Source organism: Virgibacillus necropolis, from assembly GCF_044793635.1.
In the GTDB taxonomy this organism is placed as follows: domain Bacteria; phylum Bacillota; class Bacilli; order Bacillales; family Amphibacillaceae; genus Virgibacillus_F; species Virgibacillus_F necropolis_A.
This window is the reverse complement of sequence record NZ_CP084992.1, coordinates 1,549,950-1,574,445: the sequence shown is the minus strand read 5'-3', so window position 1 is coordinate 1,574,445 and position 24,496 is coordinate 1,549,950. Positions and strand designations below refer to the sequence as shown.

Annotated in this window: 24 protein-coding genes; 22 read left to right on the top strand and 2 right to left on the bottom strand. The window is 34.5% G+C overall.

Going from position 1 to position 24,496, the window contains the following annotated elements; translation table 11 throughout:
• The first annotated feature begins 80 nt into the window (after positions 1-80).
• From LG329_RS07570 to LG329_RS07540, 7 genes are all read left to right on the top strand, one after another.
• Complete coding sequence (locus LG329_RS07570) at positions 81-1,115, top strand: LacI family DNA-binding transcriptional regulator (protein WP_404455441.1); 1,035 nt, start codon at positions 81-83, stop codon at positions 1,113-1,115.
• A gap of 27 nt (positions 1,116-1,142) precedes the next feature.
• On the top strand, positions 1,143-2,489 hold the full coding sequence (locus LG329_RS07565; protein ID WP_404455438.1) for a GH1 family beta-glucosidase: 1,347 nt from the start codon (positions 1,143-1,145) through the stop codon (positions 2,487-2,489).
• A 269-nt stretch (positions 2,490-2,758) separates the two neighbouring features.
• Positions 2,759-3,364, top strand: a complete 606-nt coding sequence (locus LG329_RS07560) for a YesL family protein (protein ID WP_404455436.1) — start codon at positions 2,759-2,761, stop codon at positions 3,362-3,364.
• A gap of 160 nt (positions 3,365-3,524) precedes the next feature.
• A complete protein-coding gene (locus tag LG329_RS07555; RefSeq protein ID WP_404455433.1) occupies positions 3,525-3,749 on the top strand; it encodes a DUF1659 domain-containing protein in 225 nt (74 codons plus the stop codon).
• Between the two features lie 36 nt (positions 3,750-3,785).
• Positions 3,786-4,004 (top strand): DUF2922 domain-containing protein, encoded by a 219-nt coding sequence (locus LG329_RS07550; RefSeq protein WP_404455430.1) that lies wholly within the window; start codon positions 3,786-3,788, stop codon positions 4,002-4,004.
• 72 nt (positions 4,005-4,076) lie between these two features.
• Positions 4,077-4,214 (top strand): YvrJ family protein, encoded by a 138-nt coding sequence (locus tag LG329_RS07545; RefSeq protein ID WP_089530719.1) that lies wholly within the window; start codon positions 4,077-4,079, stop codon positions 4,212-4,214.
• Between the two features lie 138 nt (positions 4,215-4,352).
• On the top strand, positions 4,353-5,153 hold the full coding sequence (locus LG329_RS07540; protein WP_404455427.1) for an alpha/beta fold hydrolase: 801 nt from the start codon (positions 4,353-4,355) through the stop codon (positions 5,151-5,153).
• 152 nt (positions 5,154-5,305) lie between these two features.
• Here the strand turns inward: LG329_RS07540 and LG329_RS07535 are convergent, their stop codons facing one another.
• Positions 5,306-6,076: a glycerophosphodiester phosphodiesterase gene (locus LG329_RS07535; RefSeq protein ID WP_404455425.1), complete on the bottom strand. Its 771-nt coding sequence runs from the start codon at positions 6,074-6,076 to the stop codon at positions 5,306-5,308.
• A gap of 374 nt (positions 6,077-6,450) precedes the next feature.
• Positions 6,451-7,497, bottom strand: coding sequence for a LysM peptidoglycan-binding domain-containing protein (locus tag LG329_RS07530; RefSeq protein WP_404455422.1), 1,047 nt, complete (start codon positions 7,495-7,497; stop codon positions 6,451-6,453).
• 303 nt (positions 7,498-7,800) lie between these two features.
• Here LG329_RS07530 and LG329_RS07525 point away from each other — a divergent pair, with 303 nt between their 5' ends.
• The 15 genes from LG329_RS07525 (at position 7,801) to sat (ending at position 24,474) form a co-directional block, all read left to right on the top strand.
• On the top strand, positions 7,801-8,565 hold the full coding sequence (locus tag LG329_RS07525) for a YveK family protein (protein ID WP_404455419.1): 765 nt from the start codon (positions 7,801-7,803) through the stop codon (positions 8,563-8,565).
• Complete coding sequence (locus LG329_RS07520; protein ID WP_404455416.1) at positions 8,540-9,238, top strand: CpsD/CapB family tyrosine-protein kinase; 699 nt, start codon at positions 8,540-8,542, stop codon at positions 9,236-9,238. Before LG329_RS07525 ends, LG329_RS07520 begins: the two co-directional genes overlap by 26 nt.
• A gap of 258 nt (positions 9,239-9,496) precedes the next feature.
• Entirely contained in the window at positions 9,497-10,261 is a 765-nt protein-coding gene (locus LG329_RS07515) for a tyrosine-protein phosphatase (RefSeq protein ID WP_404455413.1), read from the top strand.
• Between the two features lie 316 nt (positions 10,262-10,577).
• Positions 10,578-12,398 (top strand): polysaccharide biosynthesis protein, encoded by a 1,821-nt coding sequence (locus tag LG329_RS07510; protein WP_404455410.1) that lies wholly within the window; start codon positions 10,578-10,580, stop codon positions 12,396-12,398.
• A gap of 82 nt (positions 12,399-12,480) precedes the next feature.
• Positions 12,481-13,503 carry a polysaccharide biosynthesis protein gene (locus LG329_RS07505; protein WP_404455407.1) on the top strand — a complete coding sequence of 341 codons (1,023 nt, stop codon included), beginning with the start codon at positions 12,481-12,483 and terminating at the stop codon, positions 13,501-13,503.
• Positions 13,500-14,612 carry an NAD-dependent epimerase/dehydratase family protein gene (locus tag LG329_RS07500; protein WP_404455404.1) on the top strand — a complete coding sequence of 371 codons (1,113 nt, stop codon included), beginning with the start codon at positions 13,500-13,502 and terminating at the stop codon, positions 14,610-14,612. Before LG329_RS07505 ends, LG329_RS07500 begins: the two co-directional genes overlap by 4 nt.
• Positions 14,613-14,615: 3 nt before the next feature.
• Positions 14,616-15,746 carry a non-hydrolyzing UDP-N-acetylglucosamine 2-epimerase gene (wecB, locus tag LG329_RS07495; protein WP_404455401.1) on the top strand — a complete coding sequence of 377 codons (1,131 nt, stop codon included), beginning with the start codon at positions 14,616-14,618 and terminating at the stop codon, positions 15,744-15,746.
• A gap of 36 nt (positions 15,747-15,782) precedes the next feature.
• Complete coding sequence (locus tag LG329_RS07490) at positions 15,783-16,697, top strand: sulfotransferase family protein (RefSeq protein WP_404455398.1); 915 nt, start codon at positions 15,783-15,785, stop codon at positions 16,695-16,697.
• A gap of 38 nt (positions 16,698-16,735) precedes the next feature.
• A complete protein-coding gene (locus tag LG329_RS07485; protein WP_404455396.1) occupies positions 16,736-17,923 on the top strand; it encodes a hypothetical protein in 1,188 nt (395 codons plus the stop codon).
• Positions 17,924-18,002: 79 nt separating this feature from the next.
• Positions 18,003-19,214, top strand: coding sequence for a polysaccharide biosynthesis C-terminal domain-containing protein (locus tag LG329_RS07480; protein ID WP_404456481.1), 1,212 nt, complete (start codon positions 18,003-18,005; stop codon positions 19,212-19,214).
• 94 nt (positions 19,215-19,308) lie between these two features.
• Positions 19,309-20,562 (top strand): glycosyltransferase family 4 protein, encoded by a 1,254-nt coding sequence (locus LG329_RS07475; RefSeq protein ID WP_404456478.1) that lies wholly within the window; start codon positions 19,309-19,311, stop codon positions 20,560-20,562.
• Positions 20,563-21,447: a sulfotransferase family protein gene (locus LG329_RS07470; protein ID WP_404455394.1), complete on the top strand. Its 885-nt coding sequence runs from the start codon at positions 20,563-20,565 to the stop codon at positions 21,445-21,447.
• Positions 21,419-22,024, top strand: a complete 606-nt coding sequence (locus LG329_RS07465; RefSeq protein ID WP_404455392.1) for a sugar transferase — start codon at positions 21,419-21,421, stop codon at positions 22,022-22,024. Before LG329_RS07470 ends, LG329_RS07465 begins: the two co-directional genes overlap by 29 nt.
• 43 nt (positions 22,025-22,067) lie before the next feature.
• Entirely contained in the window at positions 22,068-23,204 is a 1,137-nt protein-coding gene (locus LG329_RS07460; protein ID WP_404455389.1) for a DegT/DnrJ/EryC1/StrS family aminotransferase, read from the top strand.
• Between the two features lie 106 nt (positions 23,205-23,310).
• Positions 23,311-24,474 carry a sulfate adenylyltransferase gene (gene sat / locus LG329_RS07455; protein WP_404455386.1) on the top strand — a complete coding sequence of 388 codons (1,164 nt, stop codon included), beginning with the start codon at positions 23,311-23,313 and terminating at the stop codon, positions 24,472-24,474.
• The last annotated feature ends 22 nt before the right edge of the window (positions 24,475-24,496 follow it).

The window sequence follows — 24,496 nt, the reverse complement described above, 5'->3', positions numbered from 1 at the left end:
AGAAAATTGATTGCTCATCCGATTTTTAGTAGTCTAACGAGAGTATATAACAAAATTCTGATGGCATAGAAGGGTTGACTATGAATCTAACAATAAAAGATATAGCAAAAAAAGCGGGGGTATCCCCAGCTACCGTTTCAAAAGTAATTAATAATTATAATGGGGTTAGTACCAAAACGATAAAAAAGGTTAGTGATGTTATTGCGAGTACGGGATACCAACCTACCTTTTCAGCCAAGACACTAACGACAAAGAAATCAAATTTAATTGGTTTAATCTATGCTGGTAAAGTAAATGTAGACTTTACTCATCCCTTTTTCAATGAAGTAGTTACGGCATTAAAAAAGGCTATTGGACTATTAGGTTATGACATTATCATGTTTTCGAATGAACATTTTAACCAGGATAATGGCAGCTATCTGGCTCGATGCAGACATTTTCATGTGGATGGTTGTTTGATTATCGCAGGTGAGGAAATAGAAGATGCAATTTATGAATTAGTAGAAAGTGATATACCTTGTATTGGAATTGATTTAGAAATAAATGGACCCCGTTCGAGTTTTGTAATGACGGATAACGTAAATTTATCAAGGAAGGTCGTACAGCATCTTTATCTACATTCAATTAAAGATATTGGTTTTATAGGTGGAAAAAAGGATTCAGCTATTGCGATGTTTCGTGAGAAAGGTTATTTACAAGCTATGAACCAACTGGGCCTGGAAGTGAAGAAAGAATGGGTGGCGTACGGAGATTTTCATGAAGAAAGTGGATACAATGCGATGCAACGAATTCTGGAAAGTAAGCCTTATCCTAAAGCAGTTTATGCGACATCGGATTTGATGGCAATTGGAGCAATAAGAGCAATCAAGGAATCTGGATTGAGCGTACCTGAGGACATTCGTCTGGTGGGTTGTGATGATATTGATGCATGTCGTTACATTGAACCGCAGCTTACTACAATCAAACAGGATAAGGATAGATTGGGAAAATTAGCAGCTTACATGCTGAACGATTTAATAAACGGCAAATCCCAATTGGATCCGGCTTTTATTGATTCCGAATTAATAGTGAGAGAGTCATGTGGTAGTTCTATGACTACCTCAAAAGTATTATAAATTCTTAATTAAGATGGGGGAAAGTAAATGGCTATTATCGAATTTCCAAAAGATATGAAATGGGGAGCTGCTACAGCTTCTTACCAGATTGAAGGTGCTGCTTTTGAAGGTGGTAGAGGCCCATCAATTTGGGATACATTTTCACATACACCAGGCAAAGTCTTAAACGGAGATAATGGGGATGTCGCTTGTGATAGCTATCATCGTTATGAAGAAGACATCAAGTTAATGAAAGAACTGGGTATTGATGTTTATCGCTTCTCCGTTTCATGGTCACGCATTTTTCCAACTGGAACTGGTGAGGTAAATAAGGAAGGTCTTCAGTACTACCATAACGTAGTCGATGCATTAGTAGAAAACGGGATTGAACCTATGTGTACGCTTTATCATTGGGATCTTCCGCAGGCTCTCCAGGATAAAGGTGGTTGGAATAATCGAGAAACAGTTGAAGCATTCGCAAACTACTCCGAATATATGTTTAAAGAATTTAGTGGAAAAATTAAAAGCTGGATTACCATTAATGAGCCGTGGTGTGCATCATTTTTATCCAACTTTATGGGAATTCATGCGCCGGGTAACCAAGACCCGCAACTAGCAACAACTATTTCCCATCATTTATTGCTTGCCCATGGCAAAGCAGTAACACGTTTTAGGGCACTGGGTGTAGAAGGCGAAATCGGTTATGCGCCAAATTTAGAGTGGCTTGAACCCTTCAGTAGTAAGCAAGAAGACATCGATGCCTGCGATCGAGGTATGGGATTTTTCATTGAATGGTTCTTTGATCCTGTGTTTAAAGGTAGCTATCCTGAGTTTATGGTAAATTGGTTTGAGAAAAAAGGTGTCATGCTTACAATAGAAGATGGTGACATGGAAACGATTAGCCAACCAATTGACTTTGTTGGTATTAACTACTATACGGGAAGTGTTGGCAGATATAAGAAGGATGAAGATTTGTTTGATCTGGAAAAGGTTGATATTGGATATGAAAAAACGGATTTAAATTGGAATATATACCCGGAAGGCTTCTTCAAAGTATTATTAAAAATAAAAGATCAATATGGTTCCATTCCAATCTATATTACTGAAAATGGTGCCTGTTATAACGATGAAGTTGAGAATGGCAGTGTCAAGGACCAAAGACGTATTGAATACATAAAGCAGCATTTAACCTCATTAAAAAGAAGCATGGATTCAGGAGTGAACATTAAAGGATATTTAACATGGTCACTGCTTGATAATTTTGAGTGGGCAGAAGGTTACGATAAACGCTTTGGTCTAATTCATGTAAATTTTAACACATTGGAAAGAACGAAAAAAGACAGCTATTACTGGTATAAACAAATGATTGGAAACGGCTGGTTTGATAAGGAATGATACCTTTTAGGTCTGTCTAGCTCCAGCGCCTAGTGGACTTCCTTCACCTCCGTACGATAAGTCAACATCGGTTCGCTTTAGCTCACCGTGTTTCCTTTTCACTTCATCACAGCATAAGATTCACTTTGACTTTCGCCTTTGTGGGCGATAAGTCAAGTTCATCTAATCTCCTTCGGTTCAGACCAGTCCATACGTCGCTTAACGGGCGCTTGCGCTTTTCTTAAAGGGGTCATTATTCTTATATGAATTTAGGGAGGCGAAAAATGTAAATGATACGCAACAAATTGCAAAGACTTTTAGAAGTTACTACTGCATTCATTTTTCTTAATTTACTTTGGTTCATTTTTTGTTTACCTATTGTAACTATCTATCCTTCAACAGCTGCAATGTTTGGGATAGTGAGAAAGTGGAAGATAGAGGGAATTGATTATGAAATCAGAAGTAATTTTATTTCCTTGTTTAAAGAGAACTTTAAAAAAAGTTTCCTGCTGGGAATTATCTGGTCGGTAATTGGTGCTTTAATGACCATGGATTTTTATTTACTAATGAATCTTTCATTTTCAGGAAAAAGTGCTGTGATAGGACTACTGATTTTTTGCACGTTTATTTATGTTGGTATGAGTATCTACATGTTGCCTATTACTGTAAACTTCCACCTATCTACAAAGGAAATCATTAAAAATGCGTTATTCTTTACGATAGGAAAAATTGGTACAACGGTTTTATGTGTAATGGTTATAGCTAGTATAGTAATAATTTGTTATTTCATCCCATTTCTATTGTGGATAGTTGGGAGCACAGCTGCATTCTTTGTTTATACGATTATCAGTAACTTAAATCAAGGGTTATGGATGGGAAGGAATAATGGCATTTAAGTGCCTGGTGCCCGGAAATTCGCCAAGCGATCGAGAAAACCTTCTATATAATACTACTATCGTCACCGAACACAACCCGGTGGCGATATTTTTTATTTTAAATTACGTGCCACCTTTTCCGACTGCCATTCGATTGTAATGGTGAAAGGAGGTGAGACACATGGCAACTTCACAAATGGTCAACTCAACGCTTCGTTTAGTTTTCAATGACGGAATTGACGCTATCTCAGGTAAAGAGCTTTATAAAACGAAAAGCTTCAATAATGTGAAAATAGAAGCAACACCGGATCAGTTATACGCAATCTCAATTTCACTTGAGCCATTACAGCAACGTACACTTTACAACGTGCTACGTAATGACAGCTCTGAGTTAAGTCAGGCGTAACAGTAATGTCCAATTTAGAAGAAAGGAGGGATTTCGATGGCGAAAAAATTAGAAATGAAATTTGAAAACCAGGACGGCAAAGTGGTGACATACACACTTGATAGCCCGGTTGAACCAGTTGATGCAATCGCAGTGCAAGCTGCAATGGATGAAATCATCACCCAAAACGCATTCACTTCATCTGGCGGCGATCTAGTAGCTGTGAAAAGCGCACGTATCGTTGAGCGTAATGTATTGGATATTGAATTAGCTTAATTAATTGGACCAGCGACAAGAATAGTATTCTGGCGCTGGTCCTTACTAGTATCGTAGAGAGGAGGAAATCAAATGGAAACCTGGATGTCATTCGTTACAGAGGTTGGCTTCCCAATAGTGGTGACGTTTTATTTGTTACACCGCATTGAAGGAAAGCTTAACGACTTAATCGAATCAATCCACACATTACCTGATAAGATGGGTGGCTAATAAGAGAAACTTCAGCTGTGGCTGGAGTTTTTCTGTATTATTGAATGGTTGGCAAAAATAAAAATTATAATATTCAGTAATAACCACTATGCTCAAACATAACATAAAGAAAATAAATCAGTTAGGGGAGAGATAGTAATGCCATACGCTGAGATTGATTCCGAAACAAAGCTCTATTATGAAGATAAAGGTGAAGGACAGACTGTTATTTTCGTACATGGCGTGATGATGAGCAGTAAGTTTTTTCATAAACAAGTTCCTTATTTTAGCGAAAAATATCGCACCATAACACTGGACCTGCGTGGGCATGGTCAGTCTACTAAGGTTGAGCATGGTCATACAGTATCCCGGTACGCTAGGGATCTGAAGCGGTTTATAGAAGAGCTAAATGTAAAGGATGTTATTTTAGTTGGGTGGTCAATGGGTGCGTTCGTGTTATGGGATTACGTGAACCAGTTTGGATCGGAAAATATAAAAGCGTTAACGATTGTTGACCAATCTCCATCGGACTATATTTGGCCGGGATGGGAATATGGAGCATTTGATTTCGAGGCGATTAAAGGTGTCATGCAGGTAATCCAGGAAGATCAAAATGGCTTCAACAGTGAATTCATCTACGGTATGTTTAAGCAAAAGCCAGATCCTAAAGAACATGAATGGATCTTAGCTGAAATGAATAATCTACCAGCATCAATTGAAAGTGCAATTGTATTTAATCAGACGGCAGTAGATTACCGTGAGTCGGTTTCAAATGTAGATGTTCCAACATTAATATGCTTCGGCACTGTCGGATTTTTCCCAATCGAAGCGGGTGAGTATATTCAGCAGCGAATTCCTGGTTCAAAATTAGTAGCCTTTGATAATAGTAGTCATTTGTTGTTCTTGGAGGAAACGGATAAATTTAATCGAGAATTGGATGCGTTTTTTAGTAGTTTATAGGGATATAATAGATCCAGATTTTAATATGGCTCAATTTCAAGATCGATCGGATACGGCATATTCTCGATTGGATAAACCACGATGTCAATCGCTTAAGCTATAAGGTCGATTGGTTGGACAGCACTTTTAATCTAAAGTCACTAAAAATAATTTCATCGAACTCCAGCTGTGGCTGGGGTTTGATTAACATTCTTATTGGTTTTACTAGACTGTGCGAATATTTCGGGGTTGTTTGAAAAGACGCCATCGACCCCAATGTTCATTAAACGGTTATAAGTTTTGAGCTTGTTGACTGTGTAAGGATAAACCTTATAACCCAGCTTGTGGGCATTGGCAATCAGTTTTCGATTTGTAGACTTTACGTGCGGGTGTATGCTGGTAATAGTCATGCCGCATTTTCTAGCGTATTCCAATGGTTTATGAAATCTATGATGCAAAAGTAGTCCTATTTTTATGTTCGGTACTCTTTTTTGTACTGTTTCTAATGCCGCGTGGTCGAATGAAGAGATTAAGACATTGTCGATTCGGTTAGATTGTTGCAAGCATTCTATAAGAATATCTTCAATTCCTTCATATACAATTGGCTTATTTTTAATCTCGATATTTAATAATATGTCTTGGGGCAGCATTTGTAGGACTTCCTCAAGTGTAGCTAACGTAACTCCTTTATATCCTTTTGAAAAAGAAGATCCTACGTCTACTTTTTTGATATCCTCAAGTGTGTAATCCTTAATAAATCCTTGTGTTTGTCTGTTAAAACGTGACAGGTTTTGATCATGAATTACTATTAAATGATTGTCTTTCGTAAGTTGAACATCAAGTTCTATTGCTTTGACGTTATGCTGAATTGCTTTTTCCATTGCGGGTAACGTATTTTCAGGTGCTTCTGTTAAGGAACCTCTGTGTGCAAAGTTCAGTATCATTTTGTTCACGCTCCTCTTATTTAATAAGTGATTTTTGTGAACCATTTCTTCTTAATTTTCAGTATAGATTCTGTTTGTTAAATGAGTATTAATAGAAGGTAAATCTTTTGTAAATATTTAGAGGTTCCGTTTCAAGGGAAAAGTTAAAAGGTTCGCGGCCCCACTTTCAAGCTACGACAAGTTCTGGAAAAAGTTACAAGGAGTTGTAGAATGGGAGTAGAAATTTATAATAAAGGGACAACTAACCGATTGAATCAAGTGTTTAATCGATCAGGTGATGTAAAATAACCGAGCAATTGCCACACTAGAAGTACCTTCGCTACTCAACAAAAAAAGGGGGTTTTCTGCGTCAGCAGAAAACCCCCTTATCAATTCTAGTAGAAACGCTTATAACTATCGAAGTGTTTGCCCCAATAGTATTTTCCGTTAACGTCATCAATTTCTACGCCGTCTGACCCTGCATGGATGAATTTACCGTTCCCAAGGTAGATTCCCATGTGTGAGATTCCGCTCTTGTATGTATTCTCAAAGAATACTAAATCTCCAACTTGTGGATTGTTTACATAGTATGAACGGTTAAAGTAACCTTCGCTGGATGTGCGAGAAATATCCATGCCAGCTTGCTTGTACACGTAATAGATGAATCCACTGCAGTCAAATCCTGCTGGTGTGGTTCCACCCCACGAATACCCAACGTCTAGCAAACTTTTAGCCACACTGACAACTTTATTAGCGTTGTAATCTACGTCTGCACTAGGAGTTTCGACTACTGTTTCACCACCGTCAGATGGAGTAGACTTCTCACCAATATTCAACTTCTGTCCAACTAAGATTAAGTTAGATGTTAATCCATTCCATTTTTTAAGTGCAGCTACTGTTACATTATTACGATAGGCAATCCCACTTAATGTATCGCCGGAACGCACTGTATAAACGGTAGATGATGCTACTTGCTCATCCTGATCTACGCTTGGTTCAGTTTCAGGAGCCGGAGAGCTATCAACACTTCCATCCTTAGAAACGACAAATTTATCGCCTGGATAAATCAAATAAGTATCCAAGTCATTCCAATTCATTAATTGAGATAATGATATGTTATGTCTTGATGCGATTACACTTAGTGTATCGCCACGTTTTACTGTATATGTAGAATTTGTATTAGTCGATGTATCAGTAGGTTTAGTAATTTGTTGTGATTGTTTGTTATCTGTTTCTATGATTTGATTAGGATAAATAAGATTACTAGATAAACCATTTACCGATTTCAGTTGTGCGACGCTTGTGTTAAACTGTTGTGCTATGCCCCATAGTGAATCTCCACTTTCCACTTTATATGACGCTGCCTCTGCCTCTGTAGCTGCAAAAGCTGAAGCTAGGAATGCACTTGCTGTGACCGACATAATAATCTTCTTATTAGCCATTTAAAAGCTTTCCTCCCCACAAGAAAAATATATCTTACAAATTCCTATCATTATATCATGAAATCACTAGAATTGTAGAAAATGTGACAAAATATAGTGAAATAGTCCTTGAGTTTGTAATATTTCAGTAATACTACCCACTATTTGTAATTAGAACCAATAAATTAGGTCGATTTTTATTTAAAAAGACTATCTAACCAAAATATATATGTTATAATTTCGTTTGTGTTGTCAATAAAGAAATAATTATGATAGAAAAATACAGAAATAATAATTATAAGAGAAATATTTGGAGGTTTATTTATGGAAGAAACTATTTCCCTCAAGGAAATCTTTGGGGTTATTAAAGAGCGTCTATTATTAATTGTTTCCTTAATAATAGGGGCGGCACTAATAGCAGCGGTTGTTAGCTATTTCATCCTAACACCAACCTATCAAGCTAGTTCACAGTTTATTGTAAGTCAGGAAAAACAAGATCCAGAGGTTCAATATAACACCGGTGACATACAGACAAACATCCAACTTATCAATACGTATAATATCATTATTAAGAGTCCTGCAATCCTAGAGGATGTTGTCAAAGAACTAGATTTACCATACTCTGCTGATCAATTGAAGTCAAAATTACAAGTGGCAAGTGAAGAAAAATCTCAGGTTGTTACGGTAACTGCAACAGACACTGATCCTGCAACTGCAGTTAAAATCGCAAACTCAACAGTGGAAACATTCCAGGAAAAAATTCCGGATATCATGAGTGTGGATAATGTTAGTGTCCTTGCAGAAGCAGAACTTTCGGAAAATCCGAGTCAAGTTAGTCCCAATCCATTATTAAACATCGCTATCGCAATTGTGCTTGGTGCAATGGTAGGTGTTGGTCTTGCGTTTCTACTTGAATACTTGGATAACACAATTACGACAGAAGACGATGTTGAAAAACAACTTGGATTGCCTGTACTTGGAGTAATTACTCATATCAATGATAGTGATGTTCGTGGAGAACACATGGCAATTCAATCAAAGCAAACGAAGCGAGGTGGATACAGTGGCGCGCAAAAAAAATCAGTCTAGAGCAAGCAAAATCAGACACTTAATAACAAAACTTAATCCTCGTTCACCAATTTCTGAACAATACCGTACTATACGTACAAATCTACAGTTTGCATCTGTTGATGATGAATTAAAAACGATGCTTGTAACCTCACCAGGTCCTAGTGCGGGGAAATCAATCACTACTGCAAACCTTGCCGTAGTTTATGCGCAACAAGGAAAAAAAGTATTACTAATTGACGCAGATATGCGTAAACCTACCGTTCATTATACGTTTCGTTTAGATAACCTGAGTGGTTTAAGTAATATTCTAGTTGGTGAGGCGACGCTAAAAGAATCCATTTCTACTAGTGATGTCGATAACTTGAATATTATAGCATGTGGTCCAATTCCACCGAACCCATCTGAACTACTTGGTTCAAAAAAAATGCAGACATTGGTACAAGAAGCAAGTCTACAATATGATGTCATTATCTTTGACACGCCACCAGTACTTGCGGTAACAGATGCACAGATCCTCGCTAATATTGTCGACGGATCCTTGCTCGTGGTCAGAAGTAATAACACAGAAAATGAAGCGGCAACCAGAGCAAAAGAAGCATTAGAGCCTGCGAAAGCGAAACTTCTCGGTGCCATCTTGAATGATAGGGAAAAGAAAGCGTCAAATTACTATTATTATTATGGGGTCAACTAAACGATAACTCTTTACCAATTTTGGTAAGGAGTTATTTCTTGGACTGGAAAACAATTACTCTATTGTCTGTAACATCATATTGTTTTTGAAATAAATAAAATCTAGACTTAATAATTGAGTCAAAATAACTAGTTCCCTGGTTTATCTCTATGTAATATAGGGTATTGTAACTTCAAGTCGTTTTCTGTTACTATGTACATTAGTTATAAAATTCTGAAAAAATATTACGTAATCCGAACTAAATTAGGAAGTGAGACAATGATAGATATACATTGCCATATATTACCTGGAATTGATGATGGTGCAGTGACTGAAGCTGATAGTATAGCTATGGCTCGGGCTGCAGTTCAAGAAGGTATCCATACGATAATCGCTACACCACATCACAATAATGGTAAGTACGATAATACAAAAGACAGTATTATTAAAAGTGTTGAAGTATTAAGCGAACTTCTTGTGAATGAGGATATTCCATTAACTCTATTACCCGGGCAAGAAATTCGCATTAACGGTGACATGATTGATGATATAGATAAAGGTGAATTATTATCACTGAATCATACAAAATATATGTTTGTCGAATTTCCAGCTAGTAGTGTGCCGCGTTATGCGAAACAGATGCTGTTTGATTTGCAAGTTTCCGGCTACACACCGGTTATTGTCCATCCAGAGCGAAATTCAGAACTCATTCAAAATCCTGCTAAACTCTATGAATTCGTACGTAAGGGAGCATTAACACAAATTACTGCTGCTAGTTTTGTAGGAAAGTTTGGAAAAAACATTCAAAAGTTCACCAAACAAATAGTAGATGCAAACCTAACGCATTTCATTGCTTCGGATGCTCATAACACGGCCACACGAGGTTTTTGTATGAATGAAGCATATCAAGAACTACGAAGTGAATTCGGAAATGATCTGTTTTATATGTTTATGGAAAACTGCCAATTACTTGCAGATAACCAAAACGTTAATAAGATGGAACCTTCGATGATTAGGAAGAAAAAGTTTATGGGACTGTTTTAAACACAGTCTCACTGGGATGTACAAATTTATGTGAATGCTATCGTATACAATGGAAAAACGTTGATTATGTAAAAATCTACCTATATATCCTATAAAGTACCAGTGACAATTTACCGGTACTTTAGTGTGATTTTTTTATGATTTATTACTGTCGATTATTGGCGAAAAAAGAATATAAACGTCTCTATAAGAAGAAAAATAGTCTTATATGATTATGTTAAGTATGTGCTAATAAGCGTATACTTATCCAAAAAGAAATACTATTAATATAGTAGTGTAAACATTTTCCAAAACCAAGAAGAAAGGAGTTGACCTTGTGACATATCGTACCCGCCTTACATTATTAATCATGATGGATTCAGTCATTGTTAGTACTGCCATATTTATTGCCTCGTGGACCGTCTATCCATATGTATCTGTATTCAATATGCCAGCATTAATTATAAGTGCAATAGCATTACTCGTTTTTCATCATATTTTTGCGATTGTTTACAATTTATATAATAAAGTTTGGTCCTATGCTAGTGTTGGAGAATTGATGGCCATTGTAAAAGCCATTACTCTATCTATTATATCGGCAGGAATTGTTCAATATTTAACAAATGATTTTTCAATTTATAGGCGAGCCCTAATCGTAACATGGATGTTACATATCATCTTGATTGGAGGATCCCGATTCATCTGGCGTGTCTACCGCGATCAATACATCAATAATACAGATGACAAAAAACCCACGTTGATCATTGGCGCCGGTTCAGCTGGGGCGATGATCGTAAGGCAACTAAAAAATCAAAATAATTCTGACCTCTTACCAGTAGCGTTTATCGATGATGACCCTAAAAAACAAAAAATGCAATTATACAATTTACCTGTTTTAGGCCAAGCAAAAGATATCGAAACAGTTGTTAAAAACAATAATATTGAACATATCGTTATTGCAATTCCATCATTACGTAATGGTGCATTGAATAAACTTGTCGTAGAATGTAATAAAACAAACGCTAAAACGCAAATGATACCGAAAATTGAGGATTTAATGACTGGAAAAGTATCCGTAAATCAGCTGAAAAATGTCGAGGTAGAGGACCTTCTTGGACGTGAACCAGTTGAACTTGATATTAATGCCATATCTGAATACGTCACGGGCAACACGGTAATGGTAACCGGAGCAGGTGGTTCGATTGGATCGGAACTATGCCGCCAGCTCATGCGTTTCACACCAAAGAAAATTGTACTATTGGGACATGGTGAATTCAGTATTTATACAATTGATATGGAACTTAGAGGGAAATATGGTGACTTGGATATCGAAATTGTTCCTGTAATTGCAGATGTGCAAGACCGTGATCGGATTTTTGAGGTTGTGAAAAAACATAAACCGACAATTATCTACCATGCTGCAGCGCACAAGCACGTACCATTAATGGAATATAATCCGCACGAAGCGGTTAAGAACAATGTAATTGGTACGAAAAATGTCGCCGAAGCTGCGGATGCATTTTGTGTAAGTACATTTGTCATGGTATCAACCGATAAAGCGGTAAACCCCACCAATGTTATGGGTGCAACAAAACGTGTTGCTGAAATGGTTGTCCAAGACATGGCACAACGCAGTAAGACAAACTTTGTAGCAGTCCGATTCGGAAATGTACTAGGAAGCCGCGGAAGTGTTATTCCGTTGTTTAAAAAGCAAATTGAAAAAGGTGGACCAGTTACAGTTACTCATCCAGAAATGACACGTTATTTCATGACAATTCCTGAAGCATCAAGATTGGTAATCCAAGCGGGTACACTTGCACAGGGTGGCGAAATATTTGTCCTTGATATGGGAGAACCTGTGAAAATTGTCGATCTAGCTAAAAACCTTATCAATCTTTCAGGTTATACAGAAGACGAGATTCCGATTGAGTATGCTGGGATTAGGCCTGGGGAGAAGATGTATGAAGAATTGCTTGGAGAAGATGAAGTTCTTCCTGGTGAGGTTTATGAGAAGATTTATGTTGGAAGAACAGTTGAGGTTGACTCAAGTTTATTTTATGAATTGATTGATAGATTTGATGATTACTCTACTGTTGATTTGAAGGATGAGTTGATGAAGATTGTGTTTATGGAGAAGACTATGTTAGCAGTTAAGTGATAGAAGATTTATTTATCAATAAATTTAAGTGATATATAACAAAATAGATATGGAATTATAATTACCAAGGGAGATATTAACTATGTTTAACAACAAAACATTACTAATTACAGGTGGAACAGGTTCTTTTGGAAATGCAGTAATGAAGAAGTTTTTAAATACAGATATAAAAGAAATTCGTATTTTTTCACGAGATGAGAAAAAGCAAGATGACATGAGAAAAAAATATAATAATGATAAATTGAAATTCCATATTGGTGATGTTCGTGATGTGGATAGTGTGAAGAATGCAATGTACGGTGTAGACTATATTTTTCATGCTGCTGCTTTGAAACAGGTTCCATCGGCAGAGTTTTTCCCTTTAGAAGCAGTTAAAACTAATATTTTAGGAACAGAAAATGTATTGAATGCAGCAATTGAAAGAGAAGTTATGAAAGTGATTTGTCTTTCGACAGACAAGGCTGCTTACCCTATAAATGCAATGGGAATTTCAAAAGCTATGATGGAAAAAGTATTTGTTGCTAAATCAAAAACTGTTGAACCGGAAAGAACATTAATTTGTGGGACAAGATATGGTAATGTGATGGCTTCTCGAGGATCAGTTATTCCTTTGTTCATCAATCAAATTAAAAACAGCCAACCAATTACTGTTACAGATCCTAACATGACTAGATTCTTAATGAGTTTAGAAGAGGCAGTTGAACTGGTCGAATTTGCTTTTCAAAATGCTGAAGCAGGGGATATTATGGTTCAAAAGGCTCCGGGATGTACTATCGGTGATTTAGCAACTGCAGTAAAAGAATTATTTCAAGCAGAAAATGAAATTAAAGTAATAGGAACCCGCCATGGTGAAAAACTTTATGAGACTTTGCTTACTAAAGAAGAGAATGTTACTTCAATTGATATGAATAATTTTTACCGGGTTCCTGCTGATAAAAGGGATCTGAATTACGATAAGTATTTTGGGGAAGGTGACGAAAAATTATCAACAGACTCAGAATATAATTCACATAATACAGAACGTTTAAACGTAGAGCAGATAAAAGAAAAATTACTTGAGCTAGATTATATTCAAAACGAGTTGGAAAGTTGGAATAAGCAGTGAATATTTTAGTGACAGGTGCGAATGGTTTCTTAGGTAAGAATTTAGTTGCAGAATTGGGTAAGAACAATGAATATACAATACTTCCTTACACAAAGGGAAATACTGAACAAGATTTGGAACAAATGGTAGAAAAGGCTGACTTTATATTCCACCTTGCTGGTGTTAACCGTCCTAAAAATGAATCGGAGTTTTTTGAAGGTAACCGTGATTTAACCCAAAGTATTATTTCTTTTTTGAAAAAGAACAATAAAATAGAGACTTCACTTTTATTATCTTCTACTATACAAGCAGAGAAAGATAATCCGTATGGACAAAGTAAAAAAGAAGCTGAAGAAAGTGTTTTTAACTATTTTAAAGAAATAAATGGCAATGCCTATGTATATCGACTTCCTAACCTTTTTGGTAAATGGTCAAAACCAAATTACAATAGTGTGGTATCTACTTTTTGTTATAACATTGCTAGAGATAAAGATATTCAGGTTAATAACCCAGACGCAGTTCTAACTTTGGCTTATATTGATGATGTTTTAGAAGAATTTAAAAATGCACTAATACATTGTCCGAATAAGTTAGGGGAATTTTGTTCTGTTGAGCCTGTGCATCAAATTACGTTGCAAGATCTTGCGAATATAATTCGCGATTTTAGAAATAGTAGAACAGATCTATTAGTACCTAATATGAACAGCCCATTAATTAAAAAATTATATAGTACTTATTTGAGTTATTTGCCGGAAGATCAATTTTCATATGATTTAAAGATGAATGTAGATGAACGTGGATCATTTACAGAAATATTGAGGACTTTAGATAGGGGTCAAGTATCTGTGAATGTATCCAAACCAGGGATTACTAAAGGAAATCACTGGCATCACACTAAAAACGAAAAATTTTTAGTTGTAAGTGGAACAGGAATTATCCGTTTTCGAAAAATAGATGAGGATGACATCATTGAATATCAAGTCAGTGGTGAAAAGTTGGAAGTAGTCGATATTCCGGTTGGATACACTCATTCTATAGTTAATGTTGGGGAGACAGACTTAATAACTATCATGTGGGCAAATGAACTTTTTAATCCGAAAAATCCAGATACTAATTACTTGGAGGTTTAGATTATGAACAAGAAAAAAGTGATGACTATAGTCGGCACAAGACCAGAAATAATAAGATTGTCCGAAGTAATAAAGGCTTGCGATCGGTATTTTGATCACACTTTGGTGCATACAGGACAAAATTGGGATTATACATTAAATGAGGTATTTTTTGAGGAATTGGAGTTAAGACAACCAGATTACTTCTTAGGAGTAGCGGGTAAAAACCTTGGCGAAACAATGGGTAAAATTATTGAATCAACTTATAATGTATTGGAAGAAATAAAACCAGACGCTCTTCTTATTTTGGGTGATACAAATAGCTGCCTGAGCTCAATATCTGCTAAAAGGTTAAAAATACCTGTTTTTCACATGGAAGCCGGAAATAGATGTTTTGACTTTAATGTCCCAGAAGAAATAAATAGAAGAATTGTAGACCATGTGTCAGACGTAAATCTAGCATATACGGAGCATAGCCGCCGTTATCTTCATGATGAAGGAATAAAAAAAGAGCATACATTTGTTACGGGATCTCCTATGACCGAAGTTTTAAATAAACATAGGGAAAAAATTGACAACAGCAAAGTATTAGAAAAACTAGGAGTTTCTCAAAACAAGTACTTTTTAGTTTCTGCACATAGAGAAGAAAATATTGATAATGAGAAGAACTTTAACTCTTTAATGAATGCAATAAATCAAATTGCGGAGAAGTATCAATATCCGGTAATATATTCCACTCACCCACGTAGCTGGAAAAAAATAGAGGAACGTAACTTTAAATTTCATCCACTGGTAAAACAAATGAAGCCGTTTGGTTTTTTTGACTATAATGCATTGCAGTTAAATTCATATGTTACATTATCTGATAGCGGTACTTTATCCGAGGAGTCGGCTATTCTGGGCTTTCCAGGAGTATTAATTAGAACATCAACAGAACGACCTGAAGTTTTAGATAAAGGAACAGTAGTTATTGGTGGAATTACTGAAAACGAAATTGTTCAGGCAGTTGAGATAAGCCGATCTATGTGGGATAATCATGAAAAAACTGTTCTTGCGAATGATTATAATGATAATAATGTATCTGTAAAAGTAGTGAAAATAATACAGAGTTATATAGATATAGTGAATAGAGTAAATTGGAAGAAAAACAAGTGAATATAGCAATACTTTTCAAAGGAGATTAATATGAGTATGAATAATAAGCAACCCAATTTTTTTATAGTGGGTGCCGCTAAATCTGCAACAACTTCGCTATATAATTATTTAAAAAAGCACCCTCAGGTCTATTTTTCTGACCCAAAAGAACCCAGGTATTTATCGTATAGATATGTAAACATTCCCCATGGAGGACCAAATGGGGAAATGTACGATAAATCATTTATTAAGACAGAAGAAAATTACTACTCTTTATTTAAGAATGTTAATAATGAAAAAGTAATCGGAGAGGCATCTGTCCAATATTTATACTACACGAATGTTGCTGAAAGTATTAAAAATGAATTTCCGAATTCAAAAATAATAATTTGTCTTAGAAACCCAATTGACAGGGCATATTCTGCCTATATGCATAACATAAGGTCTGGCTATGAAAAGTTATCATTTGAAGAAGCGCTGAAAAATGAGGAACAGCGGATAACTGAAAATTATCCTTTCTTATGGCACTATAAACAAGTTGGATTATATTATAATCAAGTTAAACAATATATCCAAGAATTTGGAAAAGAAAATGTGGAAATTGTTTTATATGATGAAATAAAGAACAATACTCTTGAAACATTGATATATATTTGTGATTTTCTACAAATAAGTAAAGAGTTCAAATTCGAAGATATAGGTAAAGTTTACAACACATCAGGAGTAACTAAGAATAAACTTCTAGGTTATTTTATAAAACAAAACAAATTTAAAGATATTATAAAGGGTCCAAATACACCAAAGCTATTAAAAAATATTTCTTATCGTTTTTATCATGAGATTCTTAGTAGATCATTGAAAAAGGATGAAATGAAAGAATCTGAGAGAAAGTACTTATTGGATTATTATAAGGAAGACATATTAAAATTAGAGGAACTTATAAAAGTTGATTTAAGTGCATGGAGAAAATAATAAGAAAAACATGGTAAAAGTTTATGAAAGGAAAGTATATGAAGATTACAATTTCAAAATTAGTAATAACCTTACTAATTGCACACTTTGTTATAGATATTACCTCAGAATTTTACCATTTATACAATATAGAAAGTAACATAAGAACTTTTGCAATGATTTCTTTTTCATTTATATTTTTCATATCCGTTTTGTACGCATTAAAAAAAGATAAACTGACAATGTTTAGTGAAAGTTATTTGTTTTTAATATTTGCCTTTATTTCATTTGTGATAGGTATACTGTTAAACAATTTTAACATGAATTTCCTTTCACACACATTTACATTTGTTATGCCAATATTTGTAATGTCGTTAGGTTATAATATTGCAAATCAACTATCTACTAAAGACAATAGTAAATTGATATATAAATGTATGAACTTTATCTACTACTACAGTATTATTACAGTATTATTTTTTCGTATAGCCGTATCAAAAGGTATTATGAGTTATGGTGCAATAGAGGCATTTGGTTTATTCACTGCAACGGTATATTTTATATATAATAAAAGCTTTGTAAAAGCTTTTATAGGATTAACCTTTATAGCAATTGCAGGTAAAAGGTTTCTAATATTAATAACTATTACAGTAGTATTATATTATATGCTGATGTTGATAAAGAAAAATAAAAAATACCTTTTTAGTGCAGTTATCCTGTCCACTTTAACAATTTTGTTTTTCACATATTTATATGTAAAAACAAATATACTTGATAGATTTAAATTAATCTTAAAATTTAATTTTAGTGATATGGATTCCATGCTTGTTGCTACTGGAGGGAGAAGTAGAGAAGTACTACAAATTATAAATTATTTAAATGAAAATATTTTTCTTTGGATTTTTGGAGGTGGTTTTGGATCAACAGTTAAAATCACCGACGGTTTATACCGACATTTTTCACATTTTACTCCAATAGGATATACTTTAGTGTACGGAATAATTTTTACAATATTAATATATTATTTCTTTGTTAAAGAGATATTCTTTAAAAATAACATATCTCAATATAATAATAATAATTTGTACTGGTTTAAGCTTGTATTTGTTGGTCTGTTTGTAAGTACTTTTTTTAATTCACCATCTTTTTTTGATTCTAAATTTTGGTTTTTTTATGGGATTGTTAAATATTATAATTCGAATATAGATAATCAAATGAAATTTATTAAACACGACGAGAAGCAATGAAAATTGAATTAGAAATGTTACATTAATCTTAATTAAAATACATGCATTATAAAATGATAGAAGGTAGTATGAGTTGAAAATGAAAAATGTATTTAAAAATGAATTTGTGATTAAAATAATTGAATCGTTTTTTGGAAGAGGATCATTTGTAGTATTCACTCTTTTATTTTCTTATGTTTGTACGAAATTGTATGGTGCAGAAACTTTTGGAGAGTTTACATACGCATTTACATTGATTTCTATTTTGATGACATTTGCAAAATCTGGTCTAGATCAAGGCATGATGTATTCTTTGCCAAAAAACGGTAACAAACACGTTAGTTTTAGTTTTCTTATAAATTTTATAGTGTCAATGATTATAATTGTTATTATGTGGTTTTTTGTAAATGATAATTACATAAAATTCATGCTACCGATAATTTGGCTCTTTTCAGTGGAACACTTGTTTTTTGGGATTTATAGATCAGACGGAAAAATCAAACAATATTTTTTTATCAATGGCTTCTTGACTATGATTTTAAGAGTATTTGCTATTATTGTATTCTATTTTCTATTTGGTCAATCTCCCTATGGGATAGCGTTAGGTGTATATGTTTCATTTATATTTTCTAATATTTTATACATAATAAGGTATAAAAATCGTTTTATAAGAATTATTTTTGATAAAAATTATCTTTATTATTCTATGACACTTATCTTAGCATCCTCGATGGCTGTATTAATTAATAAAATAGACATCATTATGTTGGGTATCATGACTACTGATACGGATGTAGGTATTTATGCGATTACCGTACAAATTTCACAAGCGGTATCTCTCGTGTTAATGGTTTTCAATACCGTATTCGCCCCACAAATTGCTAAAATGTTCCATGAAGGTAAACATGATGAATTAAAAGCACTATATGTGAAAGCAACCAGAATATTATTTGTTTTTTCATTTGTTATATCTACAATAATATTATTAGGTAGCGAGTTCTTCTTATCAATTTTTGGTGAAGAATTTATTTTAGGACAAAATGCACTAGTACTTAGAACTATAGCCCAATTTGTTAATATAGCAGTTGGTGGGGTTTGGTTAATGTTGTCAATGACAGGTGAACCGAAATTCCAGATGTATGCACATGTGGTAGCCTTTTTTATTAATATAATATTAAACTTTATACTAATTCCAAAGTATGGAATTGATGGTGCAGCTTTTGCTAGTATGATAACTATTATTTTTACTAACCTTGTAGGATATTCAATTGTTAGTAAAAAATTTAACGTTAAGGTTTTCAGATATATTTAATTACAAATTGCTTCTAATTATTTTATTCTTTTATCAGGATGGTAAATGAGTGTATTATTAATAGTACTTTATAGGAAGGAAGATAAAATTGAAAGTGCTCGTGTTAAGACCGAATTATTATCCTGAAATTGCTGGAGGAACTAGGCTTGCAAAAGATTTAGTTGACGATTTGATTAAGGTTGGTCACAAAGTCGAAATGATTACTCCGTTTCCCGTTAAGGTAGAAGACCACGTGAAAAAAGAATATAAAACGAAAAAAAACGAAAGTGATCAAGACGGTTCTTTAGTCATTAGAAGGATCTATGTTCCGATTGAAGAAAAGAACTTTTTGTTGAGAATAGTAAAATCTGTGTTCGTATTAGTAGGTATGTTTCGAAAGGGGCTGTCTTCTAAAGAAGTGGATCTAATTATGACTATTTCTATGCCTCCTTTTATTGGTCCATTAGGTTCAATATTAAGCAAAATTAAGAAAGTGCCTGTAGTTTATTGGGAACAAGATATTATATCGAAGTCTATTAAAAAGAATAGTAAAATGGGAAACCGGATTGTTAAAAGTTTGATGAAAAAGGTAATAAAAATACTTGAGACAATATCAGTGAGAAAAAGCACGCACACAGTTACTATTTCTAATAAATTTAGAAACTATCACCTTAAAGATGATAATTTAGATCCAAGTAAGATATCTACCATTTATAATTGGATTGATTCAAGTCAAGTTAACTATATTCCTAGGGAAAGTAATAAATTGTTTCAGGACTTAAAGCTAGATAAAAATAAGTTTTATGTAACCTATTGTGGAAATATAGGATATCCTCACAATTTAGAAACATTAATCGACACAGCCAAAAAGCTGGAGGAGTATAATGACATTGAATTCCTGATTTTCGGGGATGGTTCTAGAAAGACTGCCATCCAAAATTATAGAGAAAAGTTAGATGCCAAGAATGTAAAAATGCATCCTCTTGTTCCATTAGATAAAGCATCGTTGGCTTATAGTATAGGTGACGTAAGTATAGTGATCGGACAAAAAGGAACGTCTGAGAATGGGTTCCCAAGTAAAACTTGGAGCATTATGTCTGCATCAAGACCAGTTGTAAGTTCTTTTGATTTCGATAGTGAGCTGACTGATATAATAAGAGATCACGATGCAGGTATTGCAGTTCCTCCTGAAGATAGTCAATCTTTAAAGACTGCCATCCTAGAAATTTATAACAACAGAACACTTATAGAAGAAATGGGTCGGAATGGATTGAAATATGTAGAAAATAATATTTCAAGACAAGAAACTACATCCCAAATAATAAGTTTGTTTGAGAAATTACATGAAGAAAAAGTAGGAGTGAAATAAATGACGTATACTCCAGTTATTATTATTGGTGCTGGTCGTTCAGGTACCAATATGCTACGGGATACTCTGACGAAGATTGATGGAGTTAATACATGGCCATGTGATGAAATTAATTATATTTGGCGTCATTACAACGTTAGTCATCCAACTGATGAGTTCACGAGAGAAATGGCTACAAAGAAAGTTAAGAACTACATCCAACATGAGTTTGATAAAATGGCAAGTGAATCGAATACTAGTCATCTTCTTGAAAAAACCTGTGCTAATTCATTGAGAGCTGGGTTCGTTCATGAAATCTATCCTAGCGCTAAGTATATACACATCATTCGCGATGGGAGAGATGTGGTAGAATCAGCCAAAAAAAGATGGACAGCATCACTAGAACCTTCATACATTTCACAAAAGGTAAAATATGTTCCAAAGAGTGATCTACCCTATTATGGTTTTAAGTATTTTACAAATAGAATCTACAAATTATTTTCAAAAGAAAACCGATTAGCGTATTGGGGTCCAAATTTTAATGGCTTAGAAGAGCTATTAAGGCAAAATGTTACATTGGAGGAAGTGTGTGCACATCAATGGAAACAATCTGTTGATAGAGCAACCGAGGCTTTTGAAACTATCCCGAAAGATCAAGTCTATACAGTCTACTATGAAGATTTGACAAAGGAACCTATTAGGTACCTAAAGTCTATTTGTGACTTTTTAAATATTGATTATACAAATGAACTTTTGAGTAGTATTACAAGTGAAATTAATAACAAAAGCGTAGGTAAAGGTAAGAGCAAATTAAGTGAAAGAAATATACTAGATAAAGTAAATTCGATTATCAAAAATACAATGGAGAAACATCATTATGAAACCGAAGATACCATTACTAAATAGAGTAATAAAAAGAGCTTTTGATTTCTTATTTTCACTAATTGGTCTAATAGTCTTTAGCTGGTTAATCCTCATAGCTTTTATTATTGCTAGTATTGATACAAAAAGTAATGGATTCTTTTTACAAAAAAGAATTGGTAGATGGGGTAAGCAATTTTCGGTAATAAAAATTAAAACCATGAAAACAGTATCGAAGTTCAACTCCACTGTTACAGCGTCAAATGATATAAGAATAACAAAAAGCGGAAAGATATTACGGAAACTAAAAATGGATGAACTTCCTCAGTTAATAAATGTATTAAAGGGAGATATGAGCTTTGTTGGTCCAAGACCTGATGTAGCTGGATTTGCCGATAAACTAAAAAATGAAGATCAAATTGTCTTAACTATCAGACCCGGAATAACTGGACCAGCTACACTGCATTATAAAAATGAGGAAGAAATCTTAGCTAAACAACAAAATCCAGAGAGATATAATCGGGAAGTGATTTTCCCACACAAAACAGTGATGAATAAAAATTATATATATAATTATTCATTTTTAAAGGATATTGTATATATTTTTAGAACTATATTTTAATAGATTTTTACACTATTACCTGTGAAAGGAAGAGGTTCATAGAATGGAACGATTATATTTATCATCACCCCACATGAGTGGAAATGAACAGAAATATATACAAGAGGCATTTGATTTAAACTGGATAGCACCGCTAGGGAATAATGTTGATGGTCTAGAAAAAGAACTGGCTACTTATAACAATATTGGTGGGGCAACTGTTGTAACATCAGGAACGGCCGCTATTCATTTGGCACTAAATTTATTAGGAGTAGGTGCAGGGGACTCAGTTTTATGTTCCTCATTGACATTTGTTGCAAGTGCGAATCCGATATTGTATCAAGATGCTCAGCCAGTCTTGATTGATTCAGAATTGGATACCTGGAACATGTCACCAAAAGCTTTAGAGCGTGCTTTAGAAGATGCAAAATTAAATACTAAGATGCCAAAAGCTGTAATTATTGTTAATTTATATGGACAAAGTGCCAAAATAGATGAATTAGTTGCTATATGTAATCGTAATGATGTGCCAGTTATTGAAGATGCAGCTGAATCTTTGGGTAGTCTATACAAAGGTAAAAAGAGTGGTACATTTGGTAATTACGGAATTTATTCATTTAATGGGAATAAGATTATTACCACTTCGGGTGGAGGCGCCTTAGTTTCCAATGATGAAGATGCATTGCAAAAAGCCAGATTCTTATCTACACAGGCTCGTGATCAAGCAGTTCATTATCAACATAGTGAGTTAGGCTATAATTATCGAATGAGCAATGTGGTCGCAGGAATCGGACGGGGACAATTAGAAGTGTTGAATGATCGTGTGCAACAACGACGCGCTGTTTTCGAACGTTATTATGAAGCTTTTGGAAGCATTAAAGGTATAGATTTCCAACCCGAATTAAAAGACACAAAGTCTAATCGATGGTTAACTGCATTAACAATCAATCCAGCTCAAACTGGTATAACTCATCATGAAATCATTGCAGAACTTGGTAAATATAACATTGAAGCTCGCCCCGTATGGAAGCCTATGCATTTACAACCACTGTATGAAAAAGCACACTATTATCCACATGAAGAAGGAAATAGTGTATCTGACTATTTATTTGAATATGGGCTATGCTTGCCAAGTGGGTCAAATATGAGTGTTGAACAGCAAGAGAATGTTATACGTATTATTAAAAATTTGTTGAAATAAGGAGAATTACTTGCTTTTTAGTTATGTAATTTATATATGTTAGAAAATGTCGAAATACAAAGCTATACTATTAAGGTGTAAGAAAACAGAACTTGGAGGTAATAAAATGTCAAACCAACCACACGGTGGCGAACTAGTTAATCGTGAGCTAACAGGTAAAGAGAAAGAAAATAAACTAAATGAAGTAAAATCCTTAAATACACTTACATTGAATGCGTGGGGTATTTCTGATATAGAACTAATCGGTATTGGTGGATTCAGCCCACTTACAGGTTTCATGGGACAAGCTGATTATGATAGTGTTGTAAATAACTACCGTCTTGCAGATGGTACAATCTGGAGCATTCCAATTACATTATCTGTATCTAACGAACAAGCGGACAAGTATCAAATTGGTGAAGAAATTGCACTTCAAGGAGAAGATGGAATTACTTATGGAACGTTAGAATTAAAAGAAAAGTACACCTATGATAAAGAATTGGAAGCACAAAATATCTACGGTACGACAGAAGACAAACACCCAGGCGTTAAAAAGTTATACGAACGTGGCGACGTTTATCTTGCTGGTCCGATTACGTTGTTACAGCGTCCGGATCATGGAGAGTTTAATAAATTTTATATGGATCCAAGTGAAACAAGAAAAATGTTTGCTGACTTAGGATGGAAAACAGTTGTAGGATTCCAAACGCGTAATCCAGTTCACCGTGCACACGAATACATTCAAAAATGTGCGCTAGAAGCTGTTGATGGATTGCTTTTAAATCCATTGGTAGGGGAAACAAAATCGGATGATATTCCTGCAGATATTCGCATGGAAAGCTATCAAACAATCTTGAAGCATTATTATCCTGAAGATCGTACACGTCTTGCAATTTATCCTGCAGCGATGCGCTATGCTGGACCAAAGGAATCTGTACTGCATGCGATTGTACGTAAAAACTTTGGCTGTACACACTTCATTGTTGGTCGTGACCACGCAGGTGTTGGTGATTATTATGGAACGTACGAAGCACAAGAATTCATTTCACAATTTGAAGGTGAGTTAGGTATTCAAATCTTTAAATTTGAACATGCGTTCTTCTGTACCGAATGTGGCAACATGGGTACTGCAAAAACGTGCCCGCACGATAAAGAATTTCATGTACATTTGAGTGGTACAAAAGTTCGTGAAAAATTACGTAATGGAGAACGTCCTCCAAAAGAATTTTCACGTCCAGAAGTGGCAGATATTCTCATCAAAGGCATGCAACAAAAACTAGAAAAAGCGTAAGCGCCTTGATCAGCCCCGACCT

Bases quoted from the DNA above. Each gene is read 5' to 3' on its own strand.
- LG329_RS07570 (WP_404455441.1), top strand. From the start codon at position 81: ATGAATCTAACAATAAAAGATATAGCAAAAAAAGCGGGGGTATCCCCA.
- LG329_RS07565 (WP_404455438.1), top strand. From the start codon at position 1,143: ATGGCTATTATCGAATTTCCAAAAGATATGAAATGGGGAGCTGCTACA.
- LG329_RS07560 (WP_404455436.1), top strand. From the start codon at position 2,759: ATGATACGCAACAAATTGCAAAGACTTTTAGAAGTTACTACTGCATTC.
- LG329_RS07555 (WP_404455433.1), top strand. From the start codon at position 3,525: ATGGCAACTTCACAAATGGTCAACTCAACGCTTCGTTTAGTTTTCAAT.
- LG329_RS07550 (WP_404455430.1), top strand. From the start codon at position 3,786: ATGGCGAAAAAATTAGAAATGAAATTTGAAAACCAGGACGGCAAAGTG.
- LG329_RS07545 (WP_089530719.1), top strand. From the start codon at position 4,077: ATGGAAACCTGGATGTCATTCGTTACAGAGGTTGGCTTCCCAATAGTG.
- LG329_RS07540 (WP_404455427.1), top strand. From the start codon at position 4,353: ATGCCATACGCTGAGATTGATTCCGAAACAAAGCTCTATTATGAAGAT.
- LG329_RS07535 (WP_404455425.1), bottom strand. From the start codon at position 6,076: ATGATACTGAACTTTGCACACAGAGGTTCCTTAACAGAAGCACCTGAA.
- LG329_RS07530 (WP_404455422.1), bottom strand. From the start codon at position 7,497: ATGGCTAATAAGAAGATTATTATGTCGGTCACAGCAAGTGCATTCCTA.
- LG329_RS07525 (WP_404455419.1), top strand. From the start codon at position 7,801: ATGGAAGAAACTATTTCCCTCAAGGAAATCTTTGGGGTTATTAAAGAG.
- LG329_RS07515 (WP_404455413.1), top strand. From the start codon at position 9,497: ATGATAGATATACATTGCCATATATTACCTGGAATTGATGATGGTGCA.
- LG329_RS07505 (WP_404455407.1), top strand. From the start codon at position 12,481: ATGTTTAACAACAAAACATTACTAATTACAGGTGGAACAGGTTCTTTT.
- wecB (WP_404455401.1), top strand. From the start codon at position 14,616: ATGAACAAGAAAAAAGTGATGACTATAGTCGGCACAAGACCAGAAATA.
- LG329_RS07490 (WP_404455398.1), top strand. From the start codon at position 15,783: ATGAATAATAAGCAACCCAATTTTTTTATAGTGGGTGCCGCTAAATCT.
- LG329_RS07485 (WP_404455396.1), top strand. From the start codon at position 16,736: ATGAAGATTACAATTTCAAAATTAGTAATAACCTTACTAATTGCACAC.
- LG329_RS07480 (WP_404456481.1), top strand. From the start codon at position 18,003: ATGAAAAATGTATTTAAAAATGAATTTGTGATTAAAATAATTGAATCG.
- LG329_RS07470 (WP_404455394.1), top strand. From the start codon at position 20,563: ATGACGTATACTCCAGTTATTATTATTGGTGCTGGTCGTTCAGGTACC.
- LG329_RS07465 (WP_404455392.1), top strand. From the start codon at position 21,419: ATGAAACCGAAGATACCATTACTAAATAGAGTAATAAAAAGAGCTTTT.
- LG329_RS07460 (WP_404455389.1), top strand. From the start codon at position 22,068: ATGGAACGATTATATTTATCATCACCCCACATGAGTGGAAATGAACAG.
- sat (WP_404455386.1), top strand. From the start codon at position 23,311: ATGTCAAACCAACCACACGGTGGCGAACTAGTTAATCGTGAGCTAACA.